The organism is Pseudomonas allokribbensis, assembly GCF_014863605.1.
GTDB lineage: Bacteria > Pseudomonadota > Gammaproteobacteria > Pseudomonadales > Pseudomonadaceae > Aquipseudomonas > Aquipseudomonas allokribbensis.
In genome coordinates, this window is the sequence record NZ_CP062252.1 from 6425317 (window position 1) to 6448791 (window position 23475).

The window sequence follows — 23475 nt, forward strand, 5'->3', positions numbered from 1 at the left end:
CTACTCTGCGGCAGACAGGAGTGAGGATGGCACGCGGTTAAGGGCGGCGCCAGTCTCCCCGCGACCTTTGTGGGGGCAAAAGCGGGGTGATTCCGACAGAACGACCAGTATTTACGCCAGCAAGGCCGGAAGCTGTTTGTTCAGCGCGAGTTTTTCCATCACCGCCGCGCCCGTCAGGGCATAACCGAGCAATTGCCCTTCTGCGTCGTGACACAGCGCCTTGACGTCGGCCCCCTGCCCTTCGACCGTCCAGACGCCTTCGCGGCCCCGTGGCGGCGGCGAAACCACCAGCGGGCAGACCGGCGTTTTAACCGTGATCGGCATCGGCCCGTAGTTCACCGCCGTCGGGTTACCGGCCAGGGTCTGTGCCAGCGCTCGCGCACAACTCATGAGGGGCATCACGTACAAAAGATTCAGCCCGTCGACTTCGGCGCAGTCGCCCAGGGCGTAAATGTTGGCGTGAGAGGTTTGCAGATGGCGGTCGACCATCACGCCGCGATTGGTCTGGATACCGGCTGCTGCCGCCAGATCGATCCGTGGGCGCAGACCGATGGCCGACACCACCACATCGCAAGGGACAACCTGGCCGTCGGACAGGTGGGCTTCCAGTCCATCGGCGACTTTTTGCAGTCGGGTCAGCACCGGGCCGAGGTGGAAACGCGCACCGAGGCTTTCCAGCCCGGCCTGCACCGCTGCCGCAGCGGCCGGGTGCAGCAGGGTCGGCATCACTTGCTCGCACGGCGCAACCAGTTGTACCTCATAACCGCCGAGGATCAGGTCGTTGGCGAACTCACAGCCGATCAGGCCGGCACCGAGCAGCAACACCCGACGCTTGCCCGCCGCCGCCGCGCGAAACCGTGCGTAGTCTTCGAGATCGTTGATCGGGAACACAAGATCCGCGCCATCGCCTTCAATCGGCACACGCACGGTTTCGGCGCCCCAGGCGAGGATCAGGTCGCGATAGCTCACCGCTTCCTCACCGATCCACAACCGCTTGTGGCCCGCGTCGATACCGCTGATGCGGGTGTGCGTGCGAATCTCGGCCTTCAATTGCTCGGCCATGGCGCCAGGTTCGGCCATGCTCAGGCCGTCGGCGTCCTTGTTCTTGCCAAAGCCGGTGGAGAGCATCGGCTTGGAGTAGGAGCGACCGTCATCGGCGGTAATCAACAGCAGCGGGGTTTCGCCATCGAGTTTGCGAAACTCGCGGGCCAGGTTGTAACCCGCCAGCCCGGTGCCGACGATTACGACAGGTGCGCTCATGCCTTACTCCTTGTGAGTTCTCAGTTGATTTCGATCATTTCGAAGTCCATCTTGCCGACGCCGCAGTCCGGGCACAGCCAGTCTTCCGGCACGTCCTGCCACAGGGTGCCCGGCGCGATGCCGTCGTCCGGCCAGCCATCGGCTTCGTTATAGATCAGGCCGCAGACCACACATTGCCACTTCTTCATTCAGGTACTTCCTCAGGGTTCAGGCTTTAGCCGGCGCGGACGGTCGATGGTGCAGCGCTGCCGTCCGGCTCAGGGCGTTTTGTACTGATCGTACCGGCCAGATGCAAGCCTGTTCGGCGCAATGGCGGCCCGGATCAATCAAACTCGCGGTTCGCCATGGTAAGCTCGCCGCCTCATTTGCTGCCAATAATGACTCATTGTGCAACTCAAAAACGCCCCGCTGTGGCGCCTGCAAAGCCACCTGAACCCCCTCCCCGACACGTCCACGCTCGACTGGCTGTTCGACGAAGGCTCCCTGACCCGCCGCCTGACCCGCCTGTCCGATGACGGCTTCAGCGTCACGCCGCTGTTCGAAGGCTGGCAGACCCTGCGCGACGACGAATGCGCGGCGCTGGAGCTGGCCGAAGGCAGCGAAGGCTGGGTGCGCGAGGTGTATCTGCGCGGTCATGGCGAGGCCTGGGTGTTCGCCCGCAGCGTGGCGTCGCGCAGTGCCTTGCAGGGCGATGGATTGCATATGGATGAGTTGGGCAGCCGCTCGCTGGGCGAACTGCTGTTCTGCGATCACGCGTTCCAGCGGCGCGCCATCGAAGTCTGCCATTACCCGGAACACTGGCTGCCCGAGGATTCCCGGGCTCCCGGACTGTGGGGCCGCCGTTCGCGTTTCGACCGTGGTGCATTGAGCGTACTGGTGGCGGAGATTTTCCTGCCTACGCTGTGGGAAGCCGTCCGCGTCCGTCCGGAGAACTGCTGATGTATCAAAGCCTGCTCAAATCCCTGAATCGCCTGAACCCGCGTGCCTGGGATTTCATTCAGTTGACCCGGATGGACAAGCCGATCGGCATTTACCTGCTGCTGTGGCCGACGCTCTGGGCCCTGTGGATTGCCGGCAAAGGCTCGCCGTCGCTGGCCAACATCGTGATTTTCGTCCTCGGCGTGGTACTGACCCGCGCCGGCGGTTGCGTGATCAATGACTGGGCCGACCGCAAGGTCGACGGCCATGTGAAGCGCACCGCAGAACGCCCGCTCGCTGCTGGCCGGATCAGCTCGAAAGAGGCACTGGTGTTCTTCGCCCTGCTGATGGGCGTGAGTTTCCTGCTGGTGCTGTGCACCAACGCCGCGACGATCTGGTTGTCGCTGGGTGGCCTGGCGCTGGCGTTCACTTACCCGTTCATGAAGCGCTACACCTATTACCCGCAGGTGGTGCTGGGCGCGGCGTTTTCCTGGGGCATGCCGATGGCGTTCACCGCCGAAACCGGTGAACTGCCGGCGACGGCCTGGCTGCTGTGGATCGCCAACCTGCTGTGGACGGTGGGCTACGACACTTATTACGCGATGACCGACCGCGACGATGACTTGAAGATCGGCGTGAAATCCACGGCGATCCTGTTCGGCGAGGCGGACCGGGTGATCATCCTGACCTTGCAGGCACTGTCGCTGGGCTGCCTGTTGCTGGCCGGGTCGAAGTTCGAGTTGGGGATGTGGTTCCACTTCGGCCTGCTGGTGGCGGCCGGGTGCTACGCCTGGGAGTTCTGGTACACCCGTGATCGCGACCGGATGCGCTGCTTCAAGGCGTTTTTGCACAACCACTGGGCCGGACTGGCGATTTTCGTCGGGATCGTGCTGGATTACGCGTTGCGCTGACGTTTGAAAAAGATCGCAGCCATCAGGCTGCGATCTTTTAACGGTTCAAATCAATCGACGTGGATCAGTGCTTCGGCATGTGCCACATGTCTTTAAAGCCTTCGCCCTTCATGTCTCCAGGCTTTTCATCCTTCATAAACGTATAGAGCGGCTTGCCGTCGTAAGACCATTGCATCATGCCGTCATCACGTTTGATCGGCATGAATTTGCCTTCGGCCTTGGCACCTGCGGGAGCCATCATTGGTGGCCACATCTTGGCGCATTCTCCGTTACACATCGATTTGCCGCCCATGTCCTTGTCGAACGTGTAGACAGTCATGCCCTTTTGATCGGTCATCATGCCGTCTTTCATCATTACCGGGTCGGCAGCGAACGCCATGGCAGGCAGAGCAACGGCGGCAGCCATCAGCAATGCCTTAAAGGAAGCAGTCATTTGAGTCATGGAAACCTTCTTTTGTGGTTGTCAGGATTCGGACTTAGAGCTTAGTTCAGGATCTGCACAATCGCCGCTGGACTAAAATACTGTCACACGACTGCAATAATTCCGTTATCTAATGCGGCGCAAGACAGTTAAATGACAAGAGGATTAAGGCATGGTTGGCAGGAGCATTCTGATCGTCGACGACGAAGCGCCCATTCGCGAAATGATCGCCGTTGCGTTGGAAATGGCCGGCTATGACTGCCTCGAGGCAGAGAACTCGCAGCAGGCGCACGCCATTATCGTCGACCGCAAACCGGACCTGATCCTGCTCGACTGGATGCTGCCCGGCACCTCCGGCATCGAGCTGGCCCGCCGCCTCAAGCGTGACGAGCTGACCGGGGACATCCCGATCATCATGCTCACCGCCAAGGGCGAAGAAGACAACAAGATCCAGGGTCTGGAAGTCGGTGCCGACGACTACATCACCAAACCGTTTTCCCCACGCGAACTGGTAGCACGCCTCAAAGCCGTGCTGCGTCGCGCCGGTCCGACCGATGGCGAAGCGCCAATCGAAGTCGGCGGCCTGCTGCTCGACCCGATCAGCCACCGCGTGACCATCGACGGCCGTCCGGCCGAAATGGGCCCGACCGAATACCGTCTGCTGCAATTCTTCATGACCCACCAGGAACGTGCCTACACTCGTGGCCAGTTGCTGGACCAGGTCTGGGGCGGCAACGTCTATGTTGAAGAGCGCACGGTCGACGTGCACATCCGACGCCTGCGCAAGGCGCTCGGCGACGCCTACGAAAATCTGGTACAAACCGTGCGCGGCACTGGCTATCGGTTCTCCACCAAGGCCTGAGCCGAGCGCCCTCCCCGCAGACAAGGACCGCATTTTCCGTGAACCAAAACTGGCATGGCACCCTGATTCGCCACATGCTGTTGCTGGTCACCGGCTGCCTGGTGATCGGCCTGATCACCGGCTACTACGGCTGGAGTCTGGCGGCGGGACTGGGCCTGTACCTGGCCTGGACGCTCAAGCAACTGCTGCGCCTGCACGAATGGCTGCGCCTGCACCAACCCGATGAAGCACCGCCCGACGGCTATGGCCTGTGGGGTGAAGTATTCGACAGCATCTACCACCTGCAACGCCGCGACCAACGGGTACGCGGACGCTTGCAAGCGGTGATCGACCGCGTTCAGGAATCCACCGCCGCGCTGAAAGACGCGGTGATCATGCTCGACAGCGACGGCAACCTGGAATGGTGGAACCGCGCCGCCGAAACCCTGCTCGGCCTGAAAACCCCACAGGACAGCGGCCAACCCGTGACCAACCTGGTTCGCCATCCGCGCTTCAAGGAATACTTCGAGCAGGAAAGCTACGCCGAACCGCTGGAAATCCCCTCGCCGACCAACGATCGTGTACGCATCCAGCTGTACCTCACGCGCTACGGCAACAACGAACACTTGATGCTGGTGCGCGACGTCACGCGCATCCATCAGCTGGAACAGATGCGCAAAGACTTCATCGCCAACGTCTCCCACGAACTGCGTACCCCGCTGACGGTGATCTGTGGCTACCTGGAAACCCTGCTCGACAACGTCGAGGAAGTGAACCCGCGCTGGAGCCGCGCCCTGCAGCAGATGCAGCAACAGGGCGGCCGCATGCAAACCCTGCTCAACGACTTGCTGTTGCTGGCCAAACTGGAAGCCACCGATTACCCGTCGGATAACCAGCCCGTGCATATCGACACCCTGCTGCAGTCGATCAAGAGCGATGCGCAGCAGTTGTCAGGCTCGAAGAATCAGCGCATCACCCTGGAAGCCGACACCAGCATCCTGCTCAAGGGCAGCGAGGCGGAACTGCGCAGCGCGTTTTCCAACCTGGTGTTCAACGCCGTCAAATACACCCCGGCCGAAGGCAATATCCGCATCCGCTGGTGGGGCGACGATCAGGGCGCGCACCTGAGCGTGCAGGATTCGGGGATCGGCATCGACAGCAAACACCTGCCGCGCCTGACCGAACGCTTCTACCGCGTCGACTCCAGCCGCAACTCCAACACCGGCGGCACGGGCCTGGGCCTGGCCATCGTCAAACACGTGTTGCTGCGCCACCGCGCGCGGATGGAGATCAGCAGCGTGCCCGGCCATGGCAGCACATTCACCTGCCATTTCGCCCCGGCGCAGGTCGCCCAGGCACGGGTCATCAGCGCCGCTGAGTAATGCCGGACTAGGCAATCGCCAGGTCAGCCGCTACATTGGCTGACTTGCGCCTGCCTTTCAGGCGCGATTTCTTCTCTCTTACGAATCACACGGAACCCGCAAAACTCCATCATGGACCCTTCCCCTGGCTTGTCCCTCGCTACCATTTTCGCCGATTTCGGCATGATTCTTTTCGCTCTGATCCTGGTTCTGCTCAACGGCTTCTTCGTTGCGGCGGAGTTCGCCATGGTCAAACTGCGCTCGACCCGGGTCGAAGCCATCGCTGAACAGCATGGCTGGCGCGGGCACATCCTGCGCACGGTGCACAGTCAGCTCGATGCTTACCTCTCGGCGTGCCAGCTCGGTATCACCCTCGCCTCCCTCGGCCTGGGCTGGGTCGGCGAGCCGGCGTTCGCGCACATTCTCGAGCCGCTGCTGAGCGCGGTCGGCGTGCAGTCGGCCGAAGTCGTCAAAGGCATTTCGTTCTTCACCGCGTTCTTCATCATTTCCTACCTGCACATCGTGGTCGGCGAACTCGCACCCAAATCCTGGGCGATCCGCAAACCCGAATTGCTGTCGCTGTGGACGGCGGTGCCGCTGTACCTGTTCTACTGGGCCATGTACCCGGCGATCTACCTGCTCAACGCCAGCGCCAACACCATCCTGCGCATCGCAGGGCAAGGTGAACCCGGCCCGCATCACGAGCACCACTACAGCCGTGAAGAACTGAAACTGATCCTGCACTCCAGCCGTGGCCAGGACCCGAGCGACCAAGGCATGCGCGTGCTGGCCTCGGCGGTGGAAATGGGCGAGCTGGAAGTGGTCGACTGGGCCAACTCCCGGGAAGACCTGATCACTCTCGAGTTCAACGCACCGCTGAAAGAGATCCTGGCGATGTTCCGTCGCCACAAGTTCAGCCGTTATCCGGTGTACGACAGCGAGCGCCAGGAGTTCGTCGGCCTGCTGCATATCAAGGATCTGCTGCTCGAGCTGGCGGCGCTGGATCACATCCCCGAGTCGTTCAACCTCGCCGAACTGACCCGTCCGCTGGAGCGCGTATCGCGACACATGCCGCTGTCGCAGTTGCTGGAACAGTTCCGCAAGGGCGGTTCGCACTTCGCCGTGGTCGAAGAGGCCGACGGCAACATCATCGGCTACCTGACCATGGAAGACGTGCTGGAAGTGCTGGTCGGCGATATCCAGGACGAACACCGCAAGGCCGAGCGCGGCATCCTCGCCTATCAGCCGGGCAAGCTCTTGGTACGGGGCGATACGCCGCTGTTCAAGGTCGAGCGCCTGCTGGGGATCGACCTGGATCACATCGAAGCCGAAACCCTCGCCGGGCTGATCTATGAAACCCTGAAACGGGTGCCGGAAGAGGAAGAAGTGCTGGAAGTCGAAGGTCTGCGGATCATCATCAAAAAGATGAAAGGCCCGAAAATCATTCTCGCCAAGGTACTGATGCTCGACTGACGGGGATTACCGCTTGCCCAACGCAAAGTTGGGCAACGCCCCCAGCGGCTGGTTGAACTGATACGGAATCGATACCAGCCCCCCACCTGTATTGCGCTGCACCACGAAGTGCAGGTGCGGGCCGCTGCTGTTGCCGGTATTGCCGGACAGCGCCAGCAGACTGCCCACCGCCACTCGCTGCCCTTCCCGCACACCCACCGACCCTTGCTTGAGATGCAGATACACGCCCATCGTGCCGTCGTCGTGCAGCACCCGCACGAAATTGCCGGAAGGATCGGTGCCGCGCCCGCTCTGGGAATTCTCGGTCTTCACCACCACCCCGGCCCGCGCCGCGATGATCGGCGTACCGACCGGCATGGCGATGTCCATCGCGTATTTGTTCTTCGGCCCGTAGTGGCTGTAGTCGCCATTGGCACCCTGACTCAGACGGAATGGCCCGCCCCGCCACGGAAACGGATAGCGATAGCTCTGAGCCGCGCCAGCGGGGTCACCCAGGGAATACTGGAACATCGGGGTGTACACCAGCGGCTTGCCACCGGACACCGCCGTCAGCAACGCCAGCCGCGTGTTGCTGCGCGCCGGTAGCACCCGGCGGATCGTTTCAGCCGGTGCGCCACGCACGTTGCTCATCCCGGTAAACGCCAGTGCAACCTCGACCGGCGCATACAGGTCGTTGCGCACGAACACCACGTCCGTGCCCTTCTGCTTCTTGATGTCGAGATAGACCTGGCGTTCGAGGCGCTCGACCATCCGGTCCTGAAACACGAACACCTGGGAGCCTTTGCTCGGACGGTCGCTGTACGAAACCACTCCGTTGGCATCGGTGGATTTGTAGATCGTCATGGCCACAGTCGAGGTGGAGGCCATGAGCAGACCACAGAAAAACAGCAGGCGCAGGGGCATGGGCAAAAGTTCTGTCGAGTAAGGCCTGGGAATGAGCCTAGCAGCTGAAGCAGACCAGGCTAGTCGACAGATGTTTCAAATTTGGCACAGCACAAAACAAAAGGTCGCAGCCCAGGGCTGCTCCCGCATTGGAATACCATCCTTTGCGGGGCTGCCCCAGGCTGCGACCTTTTTGGCCGCGACGCTTACGCGCCCGGAACGAAGTGCTTCTGCGCCGTGCCGCGGGCGATCAGACGGGAGATGTAGTCGAGCTTCTGCGCGTCCTGGTCGACGAAACGGAAGGTCAGTTGCAGCCAGTCGCTGTCGGCTTTCTGCTCATGCGCCACGATGGCGTGCAGGTAGCCGTTGAGGCGGGCGATTTCGGCGTTGTCGCCCTGCTCCAGATCGAGCACGGCGCTGTCGAGGATCTGCGGCAGGGTGTCGGTGCGTTTCACCACCAGCAGCGCTTCCTTGATGCTCAGGGCCTTGATCACGCATTGCTGGGTGCCGCTTGGCAGGCGCAGCTGGCCCTGACCACGACCGCTGGCCGGAGCGGCGGAGGCTGCCGGTGCTTTCACGGGCGGGCTGTTGAGCAGACCACGCTGTGGCGCGGCGGCAGGTGCCGGGGCCGCTGCAGCAGGCTTGGCAAACGGATTCACGGGAGCTGCCGCCGGTGCGGAACCGATGACCGCTGCCTTGCCGCCCGTCAACGCGCTCAGGGAGTCGTTGCCGAACGCCGAATTCATCTTGGTCGGGGCGCTGTTCATCAGGGTGTCGAGCTTGCCGACCTTGTTCAGGGCCTGCTTGACCTTGGTCAGCAGTTGCTCGTTGGTGAACGGCTTGCTGACGTAGCCGGAAACGCCGGCCTGAATCGCCTGCACCACGTTTTCCTTGTCGCCACGGCTGGTAACCATGACGAACGGCATGGTCTTGAGATTGTCCTGCTCACGGCACCAGGTCAGCAGTTCGAGGCCGGACATTTCCGGCATTTCCCAGTCGCACAGGACCAGGTCGAACGCTTCCTTGGCCAGCATGGCCTGAGCCTTTTTACCGTTGACGGCGTCCTCGGTGCGGATCCCCGGGAAGTAATTACGCAGGCACTTTTTCACCAGGTCACGAATGAACGATGCATCGTCCACGACCAACACACTGATCTTGCTCATCCAACACCCCTATTAAAATCCCGGCAAGCATAACGCTGGCTGATGGCACATTGCCAAAACTCTTCAGTCACGCCGGGACTTTTCGTTCGCGGGTGCTGCTTTTTAATTCGCTTCTGCCTTCTGAAAAGCAGAAACAAAAACGCCCGGCCAAAGGGCCGGGCGCTTTTCTCAGGCAATCTTACTTATCGTCAGCATCGCCCGGAACATTAGCGGTTTCACCACTTGTTCCTTCAACTTCTTCCTTCATGCGCTTGAGGCCCATGTGGCGCACGTCGGTGCCGCGCACCAGGTAAATCACCAACTCGGAGATGTTGCGTGCGTGATCGCCGATCCGCTCCAGCGAACGCAGCACCCAGATAATGCTCAAGACCCGCGAGATAGAGCGTGGGTCTTCCATCATGTAGGTCGCCAGCTCGCGCAGGGCCGTCTTGTATTCGCGGTCGATGATCTTGTCGTACTGCGCCACCGACAACGCCAGATCGGCGTCGAAGCGGGCAAACGCGTCCAGCGCATCGCGGACCATGTTGCGCACCTGGTCGCCGATGTGACGCACTTCGACGTAACCGCGCGGCGCTTCACCTTCTTCGCACAGCTGGATCGCACGACGGGCGATCTTGGTCGCTTCGTCGCCGATGCGCTCCAGGTCGATCACCGACTTGGAGATGCTGATGATCAGACGCAGGTCGGACGCCGCCGGTTGACGACGGGCCAGAATGCGCAGGCATTCTTCGTCGATGTTGCGTTCCATCTGGTTGATCTGGTCGTCGATCTCGCGCACTTGTTGGGCCAGACCCGAGTCGGCCTCGATCAGCGCGGTGACCGCGTCGTTGACCTGCTTCTCGACCAGCCCGCCCATGGCCAGGAGGTGGCTGCGCACTTCTTCCAGTTCGGCGTTGAACTGCGCGGAAATGTGGTGGGTAAGGCCTTCTTTACTAATCATGTTGGCGTCCTTGGAGCGTCCGGTAAGGTGCGGCGGGCCGCAGCGTCAATTCAGTGAGCGACAACCAGTGTCTGCTAGCCGTAACGACCGGTGATGTAGTCTTCGGTCTGCTTCTTGGCCGGATTGGTGAACAGGGTATCGGTGTCACCGAATTCCACCAGTTTGCCCATGTACATGAACGCCGTGTAGTCGGACACCCGTGCCGCCTGCTGCATGTTGTGGGTCACGATGACGATGGTGAACTTGGACTTGAGCTCGTAGATCAGCTCTTCGACTTTCAGGGTCGAGATCGGGTCGAGGGCCGAGCACGGTTCGTCGAGCAGCAGCACTTCCGGTTCCACGGCGATGGTACGGGCGATCACCAGACGTTGCTGCTGACCACCGGACAGGCCGAGTGCCGAGTCATGCAGACGGTCTTTCACTTCGTCCCACAGGGCCGCGCCTTTCAACGCCCACTCGACGGCTTCGTCGAGGATGCGTTTCTTGTTGATGCCCTGGATGCGCAGGCCGTAGACCACGTTCTCATAGATGGTCTTCGGGAACGGGTTAGGCTTCTGGAACACCATGCCGACGCGGCGACGCAGCTCGGCCACGTCCTCGCCCTTGCGGTAGATGTTGTTGCCGTAGAGGTTGATCGCGCCTTCGACACGGCAGCCATCCACCAGGTCGTTCATGCGGTTGAAGGTACGCAGCAGCGTGGACTTGCCGCAGCCGGACGGGCCGATGAAGGCGGTCACGCGCTGTTTCGGAATGTTCATGCTGACGTCGTACAGCGCTTGTTTCTCGCCGTAGAACAGGCTCAGGCCCGGCACTTCGATGGCCACGGTTTCCTGTTCGAGGTTCAGGCTCTGCTTGTCGCGGCCCAGGGCAGACATGTTGATGCCGTGGGTATGTGTTTCGTGCTGCATGGGAGGCTCCCTGTGCTAACAAATTCGGTTCGGTTGGCTGCCGGGAATCAGGCCGGCAGCCCTTCAATTCTTGTAACGGCGATCAGCTGTCCAGCGCCTTGTACTTCTCGCGCAGGTGGTTACGAATCCACACCGCCGACAGGTTGAGCACGGCAATCACCAGCACCAGCAGCAACGCGGTGGCGTACACCAGCGGTCGTGCGGCTTCGACGTTCGGGCTCTGGAAGCCGACGTCATAAATATGGAAGCCCAGGTGCATGATCTTCTGGTCCAGGTGCAGGTACGGGTAGTTGCCATCCACCGGCAGCGACGGCGCCAGTTTCACCACACCCACCAGCATCAGTGGTGCCACTTCACCGGCGGCGCGGGCCACGGCGAGGATCATGCCGGTCATCATGGCCGGGCTGGCCATCGGGATCACGATCTTCCACAGGGTTTCAGCCTTGGTCGCGCCGAGGGCCAGCGAGCCCTCACGCACGGTGCGAGGAATCCGCGCCAGACCTTCTTCGGTGGCCACGATCACCACCGGCACCGCCAGCAGCGCCAGGGTCAACGAAGCCCACAGCAGACCCGGCGTACCGAAGGTCGGTGCCGGCAGCGCTTCCGGGAAGAACAAGCGGTCGACCGAACCACCCAGCACGTAGACGAAGAAGCCCAGGCCGAACACGCCGTAAACGATCGCCGGAACACCCGCAAGGTTGTTCACCGCGATCCGGATGATCCGGGTCAGGGCGTTCTGCTTGGCGTATTCACGCAGGTACACCGCCGCCAGCACGCCGAACGGGGTCACGATCATCGCCATGATCAGGGTCATCATCACGGTGCCGAAGATGGCCGGGAAGATCCCGCCTTCGGTGTTCGCTTCACGCGGATCGTCGGACAGGAACTCCCAGATCTTGCTGAAGTAGAAACCGACCTTGGTGAAGGTGCTCATGGCGTTCGGCTGGTAGGCGTGAACCACTTTGCCCAGGCCGATTTCGATTTCCTTGCCGTTGGCATCACGAGCGGTCAAAGCGTCACGGTTGAACTGCGCGTGCAGGTCGGCCAGACGGGCTTCAACGTCTTGATAGCGGGCGTTCAGCTCGGCGCGCTCGGCATCCATGTCCGCTTGCGCGGTGGCGTCGAGTTTGCCTTCCAGCTCCAGTTTGCGGCCGTGCAGACGAATGCGCTCGAGACCGGCGTTGATCGCGCCGATGTCGGTTTTTTCCAGCGACTTCAGCTGCGCGGCAAGGCCGTTCACGCGGTTGATCCGCGCTTGCAGCTCAGGCCAGGCCGCTTCGCCTTCGGCGATCACCTTGCCGTCCTGTTTGACGTTGACCAGGTAGCCGTAGAAGTTGCCCCACTCGCGACGCTCGATCGCCATCAGCTCTGGCGGCGTGGTCTGGTTGGTCAGCCACTCGCCGACGATCCAGGTGAAGTCGTTGCCGTTCAGGTCACGGTTGCCGACCTTGATCAGCTCGCGGGTCATGAATTCCGGGCCGGCGTCCGGCACCGGCAGACCGGCGCTCTTCAGACGTGCACGCGGCACTTCTTCTTTCTGCACCACTTCACCGACGACCAGGTGATTGGCCTGGCCCGGCACGTCGTAGCTGGCATGCACCAGATCCGCCGGCCAGAAGTGACCCAGACCGCGCACGGCAATCACCGCCAGCAGGCCAATGGTCATGATGACCGCGATGGACACCGCGCCACCGCTGATCCAGACGCCCGGGGCGCCGCTCTTGAACCATCCATTCAGGGAGTTCTGTTTCACAGACTTCTACCTTTCTTAAAGCGACGAGTATTTCTTGCGCAGACGCTGACGAATCAGTTCCGCGAGGGTGTTCATGACGAAGGTGAACAACAGCAGCACCAGCGCCGAGAGGAACAGCACGCGGTAGTGGCTGCCGCCGACTTCCGACTCCGGCATTTCCACCGCGACGTTGGCGGCCAGGGTGCGCAGGCCTTCGAACAGGTTCATTTCCATGACCGGCGTGTTGCCGGTGGCCATCAGCACGATCATGGTTTCACCGACCGCACGGCCCATACCGATCATCAGCGCCGAGAAAATGCCCGGGCTGGCGGTCAGGATCACCACGCGAGTCATGGTCTGCCACGGCGTGGCACCGAGGGCCAGCGAGCCCAGGGTCAGGCCGCGCGGCACGCTGAACACGGCGTCTTCGGCGATCGAGTAGATGTTCGGGATCACCGCAAAACCCATGGCCAGACCGACCACCAGTGCGTTGCGCTGGTCGTAGGTGATGCCCAGGTCGTGGGAGATCCACATGCGCATGTCACCGCCGAAGAACCAGTTCTCCATGAACGGGCTCATGTACAGCGACAGCCAGCCCACGAACAGGATCACCGGGATCAGCAGCGCACTTTCCCAGCCATCCGGGACTTTCAGGCGGATCGATTCAGGCAGGCGGCTGAAAGTGAAACCGGCGACCAGAATGCCGATCGGCAGCAGCATCAGCAGGCTGAAGATGCCCGGCAGATGCCCTTCCACATACGGCGCGAGGAACAGGCCGGCGAAGAAGCCGAGGATCACCGTCGGCATCGCTTCCATCAGCTCGATCACCGGTTTGACCTTGCGGCGCATGCCCGGGGCCATGAAGTACGCGGTGTAGATCGCCGCGGCGACGGCCAGTGGCGCAGCCAGCAGCATCGCGTAGAACGCGGCTTTCAGGGTGCCGAAGGTCAGTGGCGACAGGCTCAGTTTCGGTTCGAAATCGGTGTTGGCAGCGGTCGATTGCCAGACGTATTTAGGCTCGTCGTAGTTCTCGTACCAGACCTTGCTCCACAGCGCGCTCCACGAGACTTCCGGGTGCGGGTTGTCGAGCAGCAGCGGTTGCAGCTTGCCGCCGGCCTCGACGATCACACGGTTGGCACGCGGCGACAGACCGAACAGGCCCTCGCCTTCGACCACCTGATCGACCAGCAAGGTGCGGTGCGCGGTGCTGTGGAACACGCCGAGCTTGCCGCTGGCATCCAGGGCCAGGAAGCCCTTGCGACGTTCTTCAGCGGTGATTTCAACGATTGGCGTCTTGCCCATCTGGAAGGTACGGATCTGCTTCAGGCGCAGTTCGCCATCGGTGTCGCGGGCCATGAACCACTGGGCCAGGCCACCGGTGGAGTCACCGACGATCAGCGAGATACCGCCCACCAGCTGGGTGGAAGCGGTAACTTGCGCATCGGCGTTTTCCAGCAGTTTGTAGCGACCGTTGAGGCTCTTGTCGCGCAGGCTGAACACGTCGGCCTGGGCACGGCCGTTGATCACGTAGAGCCATTGCTGACGCGGATCGACGAAGATGTTCTTCACAGGCTCGGTCATCTGCGGCAGATCGATACGCTTCTGCTCGTTGGTGACTTCGCCGGTCATCATGTTTTCTTCGCTGGTCAGCGACAGCACATTGAGTTGCGAACCGGTGGAGCCGACCAGCATCAGGGTCGAGTCGGTGGCGTTGAGGCTGACGTGCTCCAGTGCACCGCCGCTCTCGTTCAGCGCAATCGGCGTCTCGCCGTACGGGAACTCGACCGCCGGGGTGATGGTTTTCTTGCCATCCGGGTAGCTGACTTTATAGGTGTGACGGAACACCAGCGCCTGACCGTTGGACAGGCCCACGGCCACCAGCGGATGACCCGGCTGGTCTTCGCCGATGGAGGTCACACTGGCGCCTGCCGGCAACGGCAGATCGACGCGCTTCAATTCAGCGCCACTGTCGATGTCGAAGAACAGCGCCTGGCCCTTGTCGGAAACGCGCATGGCCACCTGATTCTGCTCTTCGAGCGAAATCATCAGTGGCTTGCCGGCGTCCTGCATCCAGGCCGGGGTGATTGCATCTTTCGCGGTCAGGTCAGCGCCCTTGAACAGAGGCGCGACGACGTAAGCGAGGAAGAAGAAGATCAGGGTGATGGCTGCCAGCACCGCCAGACCGCCGACGAGGACGTACCAGCGGGTGAAGCGATCCTTGAGCGCGCGAATGCGGCGCTTGCGTTGCAACTCAGGCGTATTGAAGTCAATGCGCTTGGGAGGGTTCGTAGTCATTTTGGAATTGGCCAGATCATTCATGCGCACACCCTAGCGATCCTGTATGACAGAAAGATGACAATGCAGTGACGCACCAAATCCGCCGCCAGCAGGGCACTGGCAGTGGATAAAAGAATTCGGGGAGTGTGGGAGCCGGGCCGCTTGCGGGCCGGGCCCCACACGTGAGTCAGGCGGGGTTCACCCCTGACTCAGTTTGTTACTTTTTTGCGACTTCAGCGCCGCCTTCCTGCAGGCCCAGGTCAGCCAGTGCTTTTGCAGCAACCTTGGCCGGCAGTGGGATGTAGCCGTCTTTCACTACCACTTCCTGGCCCTGTTTCGACAGAACCAGTTTCACGAACTCGGCTTCCAGCGGGGCCAGAGGCTTGTTCGGGGCTTTGTTGACGTATACGTACAGGAAACGGGACAGCGGGTACTTGCCGTTCAAGGCGTTTTCTTCGGTGTCTTCGATGAAATCGGTGCTGCCTTTCTTCGACAGAGCAACGGTTTTCACGCTGGCGGTCTTGTAGCCGATGCCCGAGTAACCGATGCCGTTCAGCGAGGAGCTGATCGACTGTACGACCGAAGCCGAGCCTGGTTGTTCGTTGACGTTAGGCTTGTAGTCGCCTTTGCACAGGGCTTCTTCCTTGAAGTAGCCGTAGGTGCCGGATACCGAGTTGCGACCGAACAGTTGAACCGGCTTGTTGGCCAGGTCGCCAGTCACGCCCAGGTCACCCCAGGTTTTCACTTCGGCTTTGGCGCCGCACAGACGGGTGGACGAGAAGATCGCGTCAACCTGTTCCATGGTCAGGTGCTGGATCGGGTTGTCCTTGTGCACGAATACAGCCAGGGCGTCCACGGCAACCGGGATAGCGGTTGGCTTGTAGCCGTACTTCTGTTCGAAGGCCGCCAGTTCGGTGTCCTTCATCTTGCGGCTCATCGGGCCCAGGTTGGAGGTGCCTTCGGTCAGCGCAGGTGGCGCGGTGGCGGAGCCAGCGGCCTGAATCTGGATGTTTACGTTCGGGTATTCTTTTTTGTAGTTCTCGGCCCACAAGGTCATGAGGTTGGCCAGGGTATCGGAGCCGACGCTGGACAGGTTGCCCGACACACCAGTGGTCTTGGTGTAGCTCGGGATCGACGGGTCAACAGCGGCGAACGCGTTGGCGGTCGCAACGCCAGCAGCGACAAAAGTCATTGCCGCCATCAAACGCTTCAGTTTCATGCCTTACTCCTAGCAGATAGGGGGTGTTAAGTCGGGGCCAAGTATCAGCAGGCCGTGTGAACACTCTATGGCTGAAATATGACAATTGGATGAAAGGCCAGCATCCCCTGTCGGAAGGCTGGCCTTTCAGCTGTAACCGAACGTGTGAGGCTGATTCAGCGGCGTGATTCAGCGCCCCTTGCTCCACAGCCAGGCGCCGACCAGGATCCCCATCCCGCACAGTACCGCCACGTAATAGGCAGGCCCCATCGCACTTTCTTTAAGCAGCAGGCTGACCACCATCGGGGTCAGGCCGCCGAAGATCGCGTAAGCGACGTTATAAGAGAAGGACAGACCGCTGAAGCGCACCACCGGCGGGAACGCCTTGACCATCACGTACGGCACCGCGCCGATGGTGCCGACCAGAAAACCGGTCAGCGCATACAGCGGGAACAGCCAGTTCGGGTGATCGGCGAGGCTGTGATAGAAGGTCCAGGAACTGATCAGCAAGCCCAGGCAACCGAACACGAACACGCGACCGGCACCGAAGCGGTCTGCCAATGCACCGGAAATGATGCAGCCCAGGCTCAGGAACACGATCGCCAGGCTGTTGGATTGCAGCGCGGTGGTCGGCGAGAAGTGATAGACCGTCTGCAGCACGGTCGGGGTCATCAGGATCACCACGACGATGCCGGCGGACAGCAGCCAGGTCAGCAGCATCGAAATGGCGATCGCACCGCGATGGTCACGCAGCACCGCGCGCAGCGGCACTTCTTCGGCCAGGGCCTTGCGCTGTTGCAGCTCGGCGAACACCGGGGTCTCGTGCAGCCAGCGGCGCAGGTAGACCGAGAACAGGCCGAACACGCCACCGAGCAGGAACGGGATCCGCCAGGCGTAATCCGAGACTTCCACTGGCGTATAGATGCTGTTGATCGCGGTGGCGACCAGCGAGCCCAGCAGGATGCCGGCGGTCAGGCCGCTGGTCAGGGTCCCGCAGGCGTAACCGATGTGCTTCCCGGGTACGTGTTCGGAAACGAAGACCCACGCCCCCGGCACTTCGCCGCCAATCGCCGCGCCCTGGATGACGCGCATCAACAGCAGCAGGATCGGCGCCCACATGCCGATCTGTGCATAAGTCGGCAGTAGGCCCATGATCAGGGTCGGCACGGCCATCATGAAGATGCTCAGGGTGAACATCTTCTTGCGCCCCAGCAGGTCGCCGAAGTGCGCCATGACGATCCCGCCCAACGGCCGCGCGAGGTAACCGGCGGCGAAGATGCCGAAGGTCTGCATCAGGCGCAGCCACTCGGGCATGTCGGCCGGGAAGAACAACTTGCCGACCACGGTGGCAAAGAACACGAAAATGATGAAATCGTAAAACTCCAGCGCGCCCCCCAGGGCCGATAGCGACAGAGTCTTGTAGTCATTGCGGGTCAACGGTCGTGCGGGTTGGTCGGGCTGCGCGAGGCTCGAGGGCGCTGTGGTCATGGCAAGGTCTTCTCTTATAGTCGGATCTGCCGCCACAACAACGCTGGCTGTGGCTCGGGCAGGTTCGGCACCATAGCAAATTGTTCGAAAAAGCACATAGAGGCGCGTTTTTGACGGTCGAAATGAGAACCGGACGGTCGTCGCGGAGTCTACCGACCGATATACTCGCAATCTTGCTCCCGCTTGTAGGGGGTTGCTGTGCGAAAACGTTGCTGTCATCCGACGCTGTGAGAACGTAGCGAGCGAAAGCAAGACAAGGAAAAAACAGGCGAGGACGCGGAGTTTACGGGTTGTAAATGAGCAGTCCGAGCCTGTTTTTGACGCTGGATTGCTGAGCGCAGTAGTTCTCACAGTGTCGGCAGTCGGTTTCGCAGAGTTTCCCCTTTAGTTGCCTTATGGAAAACGTGACGAACGTAGTATGTTCGGTGCTGAATCGTTTTTCCTGAAGACGGCTACCACCAGCAATACCCAACGAAGAGTCACGGGTCAGAGGCACCCCCGGCATGATAGAGCTCGAACAAGAAGATCCGATCCCGCAAGGCGACCTGGCCCTGCAAATCACCGCGCTTCCTCGCGAAACCAACGGCTTTGGCGATATTTTCGGCGGCTGGCTGGTGGCGCAGATGGACCTGGCCGGCACTGCAATGGCCAGCCGCGTCGCCGGTGGCCGTGTCGCGACCGTTGCCATCGATCGCATGGCGTTTCTGGTGCCGGTGGCCGTCGGCGCGCAATTGTCCTTTTATACCCAGACCCTGGAAATCGGCCGCAGCTCGATCCAGATGATGGTCGAGGTGTGGAGCGACGATCCGCTGTCCAGCGAGTGGCGTAAAGTGACCGAAGCGGTGTTCGTGTTCGTGGCCATCGATGGCAGCGGTCGCACCCGTTCGGTTCCGCCACGCGCTCGTTAAACCTCGCGGCCGTTTGAAGGTCGATAGTCGTCCCAAGTTGCTGATTCGAGAGTTGTCCCATGAACACGCCCAACGTTGAAGCCGTGAAACTGGATGAACTGAACTGCTGGCGCATCCGCCACGGTCAGGCTGAAGTGCTGGTCGCCCAGCAAGGCGCGCACATCCTCAGTTATCAGGTGGACGGCCAGCCGCCGCTGATCTGGCTGAACGACAAGGCCGTGTTCAAGACCGGCAAGAGCATCCGCGCCGGCGTGCCGGTGTGCTGGCCGTGGTTCGGCGTCTTTGCCCGCAACCCGCAGAGCGTTCAGGCGATGCGCGTCAGCGAAGAACCGGCCGCCGCTCACGGTTTTGTCCGGGCGATGGATTGGGAACTGGGCGGTATCGAAACCGAGGGCGAAAGCCTGAAAGTGGAGTTCAAGCTGCCCTACCCGGAAGGTGGTTTCCCGGGTTGGCCGCATCAGGTCGATCTGACCCTGACCCTGCGCCTCGACGATCAACTGCACATCAGCCTGACCAGCCACAACCGGGGTGCCGACACCGTCAGCATCAGCCAGGCGCTGCACAGTTACTTCGCCGTCAGCGATGTGCGCAACGTGCGTGTCGAAGGCGTGGACGGCCTGGATTACATCGAGACCCTGGATGACTGGAAGACGCACAACCAGCACGGTGACTTGCGCTTTGCCGGGGAAACCGACCGCATCTACCTCGATGCTCCGCCGCAACTGAGCATCGTCGATCCGGCCTGGGAACGGCGCATTGTGCTGACCGCTACCGGTTCACGCACGGCAGTGATCTGGAACCCGTGGATCGACCGCGCCGCCGCGTTCAGCGACATGGACAACGATGGCTGGCAGCGCATGCTGTGCATCGAGACGGCGAACGTGATGGACGATGTGGTGACCCTGGCACCGGAGGCCAGCCACACCATGGGTGTCAGCGTCGGCAGCCAGCCACTCTGAAAACAAAAAATCGCAGCCCTGGGGCTGCGATTTTTTTTGCTGCTCGGGATTACAGATCCTTTTCCTGCACCACCCGCACCTTGTCCGCTTCCAGCGCATAGGCCGCATCGGCCAGGTCATTGCTGACCTTTTCGATCTTCAACGTGCCGGTCACCCACAGCGGTGTGTAGATGTCATCCAGCTTCAAACCCTTTGGATAACGCACCAGCACCAGTTGATTCGGTGGCGGTGGCGGCACGTGGATGCACGCGCCTGGGTACGGCACCAGGAAAAACAACGTGCTACGGCCCTTGGCGTCGGACTCCAGCGGCACCGGATAACCGCCGATGCGGATGTGTTTGTCGTTCATCGACGCCACGGTCTTGGTCGAATACATCACCGCCGGCAAACCTTTGGCCTGCTTCATCCCGCCCTTCTCGGTGAAGGTGCCGGTGGCTTCCGGGGAGTTGTGGTCGATTTCAGGCATGGCCTCGAGGGCTTTCTGATCCGACTTGGGCATCAGTTCCAGCCAGTCGGTTTCCGGCAGATCGCCGGCGTGGGCCAGACCGCTGCCCAGCAAAAGGAGAGTCAACAGAAGACGGCGCATGAAGATGCTCGCAGGAAGGAGGAAACAGTCAATCGCCGAGCATTCTAGCCCTCTCCACCGGTTTGGCAGAGAGGGCTTTGTCGCTTTGGATCAGTTCTTTTTGATCAGGCCGTAGATCACCAGCAGGATGATCGCGCCTACCAGCGCACCGATGAAGCCTGCACCCTGGCCCGCGTGATAAATGCCCAGGGCCTGACCGCCGTAAGTGGCTGCCAGCGAACCGCCGATGCCCAGCAGGATGGTCATGATCCAGCCCATGCTGTCATCGCCCGGTTTCAGGAACCGTGCCAGCAGGCCAACGATCAGGCCGATAAAAATGGTTCCGATAATTCCCATGGCATTTCCCTCTGATTGATTGGCTATAGCCTAGCCAGACTTTGGCATCCTGCCATCAGAGAACGGCGGCCCCTAATGGTTCCGCCGCTGCCACATGAAACTGTTGTTACTCGGCGATCAGCGCTTCGACCTTGAGGATCTGCTGCTCGAGCGTCGCCTTGTCCTTGCACCGCAGGTTGGCGTGACCGACCTTGCGCCCGGCCTTGAAAGCCTTGCCGTAGTGATGCAGGTGGCAATCGTCGATGGCGATGACTTTTTCAACCGGCGGAACGACACCGATGAAGTTGAGCATCGCGCTCTCGCCGACCTTCGCGGTCGAACCCAGCGGCAGACCGGCTACGGCCCGCAGGTGGTTTTCGAACTGGCTGCACTCGGCGCCTTCGGTGGTCCAGTGCCCGGAGTTGTGCACGCGCGGGGCGATTTCGTTGGCCTTGAGGCCACCGTCGACTTCAAAGAACTCGAACGCCATCACGCCAACGTAGTCCAGCTGCTTGAGGACACGGCTGGAGTAGTCTTCGGCCAGGGCCTGCAACGGGTGATCGGTACTGGCGATCGACAGCTTGAGAATGCCGCTGTCGTGGGTGTTGTGCACCAATGGATAGAACTTCGTCTCGCCATCACGGGCGCGCACGGCGATCAGCGACACTTCGCCGGTGAACGGCACGAAGCCTTCCAGCAGGCAGGCCACGCTGCCCAGCTCGGCGAATGTGCCGACCACGTCTTCAGGCTTGCGCAGGACTTTTTGGCCCTTGCCGTCGTAACCCAGGGTGCGGGTTTTCAGCACGGCAGGCAGGCCGATCGAAGCGACGGCGGCGTCCAGATCGGCTTGCGACTGGATGTCGGCGAACGCCGGGGTCGGGATCCCCAGGTCCTTGAACATGCTCTTCTCGAACCAGCGGTCGCGAGCGATGCGCAGGGCTTCAGCGCTCGGGTAGACCGGCACGAATTGCGAAAGGAACGCCACGGTTTCAGCCGGGACGCTTTCGAACTCGAAGGTCACCAGATCGACTTCATCGGCCAGCTGACGCAGGTGATCCTGATCGCCGTAATCGGCCCGCAGGTGTTCGCCCAGTGCAGCGGCGCAAGCGTCCGGCGCAGGGTCGAGGAAAGCGAAGTTCATGCCCAGCGGGGTGCCCGCCAGGGCCAACATGCGACCCAACTGGCCGCCACCGATTACACCGATCTTCATCTCAACAACCTCAGGCAATACGTGGGTCTGGATTGTCCAGGACGCTGTCTGTCTGCTCGGCACGGAAGGTCTTCAGTACCGCGTGGAATTGTGGATGCTTGGCGCCCAGGATGCTCGCAGACAGCAAGGCTGCGTTGATCGCGCCCGCCTTGCCGATGGCCAGGGTGGCAACCGGAATGCCGGCCGGCATCTGCACGATCGACAGCAGCGAATCGACGCCCGAGAGCATCGCCGACTGCACCGGTACGCCCAGCACCGGCAGGTGGGTCTTGGCCGCACACATGCCTGGCAGGTGGGCTGCGCCACCGGCACCGGCGATGATCACCTCGATGCCGCGGCCTTCAGCCTCTTCGGCGTACTGGAACAGCAGATCCGGGGTGCGGTGGGCAGAAACCACCTTGACCTCGTACGGGATGCCGAGCTTTTCCAGCATATCGGCGGTGTGGCTAAGGGTGGACCAATCGGACTTGGAGCCCATGATCACGCCAACCAGTGCACTCATCGTCGCGCCTCTTCTCTCTGGGCGCCCGCAGGCGCGTCAAAAACAACAAGCCACGCAGAATGCGTGGCTTGTTGTAGGAAAAATGGCCGGACGAACCGGCCGAAGGCCGCGCAGTATACCGCAAAGAAAGCAATAAACAGCCCCCGATGCGACCATCTGTCAAATGAGCCAAAGCCCCGGTTTTATTGACTCAAAGGTCAGCGCCAGCGCATTCAGGAAGATTGTGCCGCACCGCCTTCAAGCTTGCGCCACAACAACCGTACATTGGCCTTGCGCACCAGCGCGCAGCGGTACAGGCGAATTTCCAGCGGCACGTGCCATTGCGGGCCGCCGCAGACCACCAGTTCGCCACGGGCGAGCTCGTTGCGCACGCTCAGTTGCGGCACCCAGGCAATGCCGAGGCCTTCGAGGGCCATGCTTTTCAGGCTGTCGGCCATGGCGGTTTCATAAATAGTGGTGAAGCGCAGCGCACGCTGGCGCAACAAGCCGTTCACCGAGCGCCCGAGAAACGCCCCGGCGCTGTAGGCCAGCAGCGGCACACTGGCCTCGCCTTCAAGATCGAACAGCGGTTTGCCATTGGCATCCGCCGCGCACACCGGAAGCATTTCGGTCTGCCCCAGGTGCAGCGACGGGAAAATTTCCGGGTCCATCTGCATCGCTGCGTCCGGGTCGTAGAACGCCAGCATCAGATCGCAGCCACCTTCACGCAGCGCGTGCACGGCATCGCCGACGTTGGTCGCCACCAGCCGCGTGGCGATGTTCAGGCCTTCGTTGCGCAGTTGCGCGATCCAGCGCGGGAAGAAACCGAGCGCCAGCGAGTGCGCCGCCGCCACTTGAATCACTTCGCCCTGCCCGCCTTCCAGATGATGGAGGTGGCGCAGCACTTCGCCGAGCTGTTCGACCACCGTGCGCGCGGTCACCAGAAACAGTTGCCCCGCCGCCGTCAGTTCGACCGGCGTGCGCGAGCGGTTGACCAGCGTCAGCCCGAGCGCCGCCTCCAGGCTGCGGATCCGCCGACTGAAGGCCGGCTGGGTCACGAAGCGCCGTTCGGCCGCCTGCGAGAAGCTGCGGGTGGCGGCCAGAGCACTGAAGTCCTCGAGCCATTTGCTTTCCAGATTCATCACGTCCTCCCGGACACGCACCAAAACAGGTCACACGTCTGCCGCGCACGCGGCGTCACACGGGCATTATGCCGAATGTGCATAGGGCAGTGTTTAACAGC

At 61.5% G+C, this 23475-nt stretch carries 23 protein-coding genes; 7 read left to right on the forward strand and 16 right to left on the reverse strand.

The annotated features are described in order from the left end of the window. Window positions 1-111 precede the first annotated feature (111 nt). Both IF199_RS29675 and IF199_RS29680 read right to left on the reverse strand, forming a co-directional pair. On the reverse strand, window positions 112-1260 hold the full coding sequence (locus tag IF199_RS29675) for an NAD(P)/FAD-dependent oxidoreductase (protein ID WP_096817182.1): 1149 nt from the start codon (window positions 1258-1260) through the stop codon (window positions 112-114). Window positions 1261-1280: 20 nt separating this feature from the next. Beyond that, window positions 1281-1448, reverse strand: coding sequence for a rubredoxin (locus IF199_RS29680; RefSeq protein ID WP_007954349.1), 168 nt, complete (start codon window positions 1446-1448; stop codon window positions 1281-1283). Window positions 1449-1647: 199 nt separating this feature from the next. Here IF199_RS29680 and IF199_RS29685 point away from each other — a divergent pair, with 199 nt between their 5' ends. After that, window positions 1648-2199, forward strand: coding sequence for a chorismate--pyruvate lyase family protein (locus IF199_RS29685; RefSeq protein ID WP_192559328.1), 552 nt, complete (start codon window positions 1648-1650; stop codon window positions 2197-2199). Then, window positions 2199-3089, forward strand: a complete 891-nt coding sequence (gene ubiA, locus IF199_RS29690) for a 4-hydroxybenzoate octaprenyltransferase (protein ID WP_192559329.1) — start codon at window positions 2199-2201, stop codon at window positions 3087-3089. The genes IF199_RS29685 and ubiA overlap by 1 nt, the downstream gene beginning before the upstream one ends. 64 nt (window positions 3090-3153) lie before the next feature. Here the strand turns inward: ubiA and IF199_RS29695 are convergent, their stop codons facing one another. Next, window positions 3154-3531, reverse strand: a complete 378-nt coding sequence (locus tag IF199_RS29695; protein ID WP_192559330.1) for a COG4315 family predicted lipoprotein — start codon at window positions 3529-3531, stop codon at window positions 3154-3156. A gap of 151 nt (window positions 3532-3682) precedes the next feature. On the opposite strand from IF199_RS29695, the gene phoB reads away from it, so the two are divergent. The 3 genes from phoB (at window position 3683) to IF199_RS29710 (ending at window position 7185) form a co-directional block, all read left to right on the forward strand. Beyond that, window positions 3683-4372, forward strand: coding sequence for a phosphate regulon transcriptional regulator PhoB (gene phoB, locus IF199_RS29700; RefSeq protein ID WP_003229608.1), 690 nt, complete (start codon window positions 3683-3685; stop codon window positions 4370-4372). Window positions 4373-4446: 74 nt separating this feature from the next. Further along, complete coding sequence (phoR, locus tag IF199_RS29705; protein ID WP_218887987.1) at window positions 4447-5733, forward strand: phosphate regulon sensor histidine kinase PhoR; 1287 nt, start codon at window positions 4447-4449, stop codon at window positions 5731-5733. Between the two features lie 111 nt (window positions 5734-5844). Further along, complete coding sequence (locus tag IF199_RS29710) at window positions 5845-7185, forward strand: hemolysin family protein (RefSeq protein WP_096817174.1); 1341 nt, start codon at window positions 5845-5847, stop codon at window positions 7183-7185. Window positions 7186-7191: 6 nt separating this feature from the next. Here the strand turns inward: IF199_RS29710 and IF199_RS29715 are convergent, their stop codons facing one another. The 8 genes from IF199_RS29715 to IF199_RS29750 all read right to left on the reverse strand — a co-directional run bounded on the left by IF199_RS29715 (window position 7192) and on the right by IF199_RS29750 (window position 17773). Then, window positions 7192-8088, reverse strand: a complete 897-nt coding sequence (locus tag IF199_RS29715; RefSeq protein WP_192559331.1) for a peptidoglycan DD-metalloendopeptidase family protein — start codon at window positions 8086-8088, stop codon at window positions 7192-7194. 185 nt (window positions 8089-8273) lie between these two features. Further along, window positions 8274-9230, reverse strand: a complete 957-nt coding sequence (locus IF199_RS29720; protein ID WP_096817171.1) for a response regulator — start codon at window positions 9228-9230, stop codon at window positions 8274-8276. A 178-nt stretch (window positions 9231-9408) separates the two neighbouring features. After that, window positions 9409-10170, reverse strand: coding sequence for a phosphate signaling complex protein PhoU (gene phoU / locus IF199_RS29725; protein WP_007954334.1), 762 nt, complete (start codon window positions 10168-10170; stop codon window positions 9409-9411). A gap of 74 nt (window positions 10171-10244) precedes the next feature. Then, complete coding sequence (gene pstB / locus IF199_RS29730; RefSeq protein ID WP_065258233.1) at window positions 10245-11078, reverse strand: phosphate ABC transporter ATP-binding protein PstB; 834 nt, start codon at window positions 11076-11078, stop codon at window positions 10245-10247. A gap of 82 nt (window positions 11079-11160) precedes the next feature. Next, complete coding sequence (gene pstA / locus IF199_RS29735; protein WP_192559332.1) at window positions 11161-12831, reverse strand: phosphate ABC transporter permease PstA; 1671 nt, start codon at window positions 12829-12831, stop codon at window positions 11161-11163. A gap of 15 nt (window positions 12832-12846) precedes the next feature. Next, complete coding sequence (locus IF199_RS29740; RefSeq protein WP_173861303.1) at window positions 12847-14880, reverse strand: ABC transporter permease subunit; 2034 nt, start codon at window positions 14878-14880, stop codon at window positions 12847-12849. A 424-nt stretch (window positions 14881-15304) separates the two neighbouring features. Further along, on the reverse strand, window positions 15305-16306 hold the full coding sequence (locus tag IF199_RS29745) for a phosphate ABC transporter substrate-binding protein PstS (protein ID WP_085731336.1): 1002 nt from the start codon (window positions 16304-16306) through the stop codon (window positions 15305-15307). A 168-nt stretch (window positions 16307-16474) separates the two neighbouring features. After that, window positions 16475-17773 (reverse strand): MFS transporter, encoded by a 1299-nt coding sequence (locus IF199_RS29750; protein ID WP_096817164.1) that lies wholly within the window; start codon window positions 17771-17773, stop codon window positions 16475-16477. 503 nt (window positions 17774-18276) lie between these two features. Here IF199_RS29750 and IF199_RS29755 point away from each other — a divergent pair. Both IF199_RS29755 and IF199_RS29760 read left to right on the forward strand, forming a co-directional pair. Beyond that, window positions 18277-18681, forward strand: coding sequence for an acyl-CoA thioesterase (locus IF199_RS29755; protein ID WP_003229628.1), 405 nt, complete (start codon window positions 18277-18279; stop codon window positions 18679-18681). Between the two features lie 59 nt (window positions 18682-18740). After that, complete coding sequence (locus IF199_RS29760; RefSeq protein WP_192559333.1) at window positions 18741-19640, forward strand: D-hexose-6-phosphate mutarotase; 900 nt, start codon at window positions 18741-18743, stop codon at window positions 19638-19640. A gap of 49 nt (window positions 19641-19689) precedes the next feature. On the opposite strand, the gene IF199_RS29765 is transcribed toward IF199_RS29760, so the two are convergent. From IF199_RS29765 to IF199_RS29785, 5 genes are all read right to left on the reverse strand, one after another. Next, on the reverse strand, window positions 19690-20226 hold the full coding sequence (locus IF199_RS29765; RefSeq protein WP_096817160.1) for a DUF3299 domain-containing protein: 537 nt from the start codon (window positions 20224-20226) through the stop codon (window positions 19690-19692). Between the two features lie 90 nt (window positions 20227-20316). Beyond that, complete coding sequence (locus IF199_RS29770) at window positions 20317-20562, reverse strand: GlsB/YeaQ/YmgE family stress response membrane protein (RefSeq protein WP_096817158.1); 246 nt, start codon at window positions 20560-20562, stop codon at window positions 20317-20319. Between the two features lie 106 nt (window positions 20563-20668). Beyond that, window positions 20669-21751 (reverse strand): 5-(carboxyamino)imidazole ribonucleotide synthase, encoded by a 1083-nt coding sequence (locus IF199_RS29775; protein WP_096817156.1) that lies wholly within the window; start codon window positions 21749-21751, stop codon window positions 20669-20671. Between the two features lie 10 nt (window positions 21752-21761). Continuing rightward, window positions 21762-22253 carry a 5-(carboxyamino)imidazole ribonucleotide mutase gene (gene purE / locus IF199_RS29780; RefSeq protein WP_007954291.1) on the reverse strand — a complete coding sequence of 164 codons (492 nt, stop codon included), beginning with the start codon at window positions 22251-22253 and terminating at the stop codon, window positions 21762-21764. 212 nt (window positions 22254-22465) lie between these two features. Beyond that, on the reverse strand, window positions 22466-23374 hold the full coding sequence (locus IF199_RS29785; RefSeq protein WP_096817154.1) for a LysR substrate-binding domain-containing protein: 909 nt from the start codon (window positions 23372-23374) through the stop codon (window positions 22466-22468). Window positions 23375-23475 lie beyond the last annotated feature (101 nt).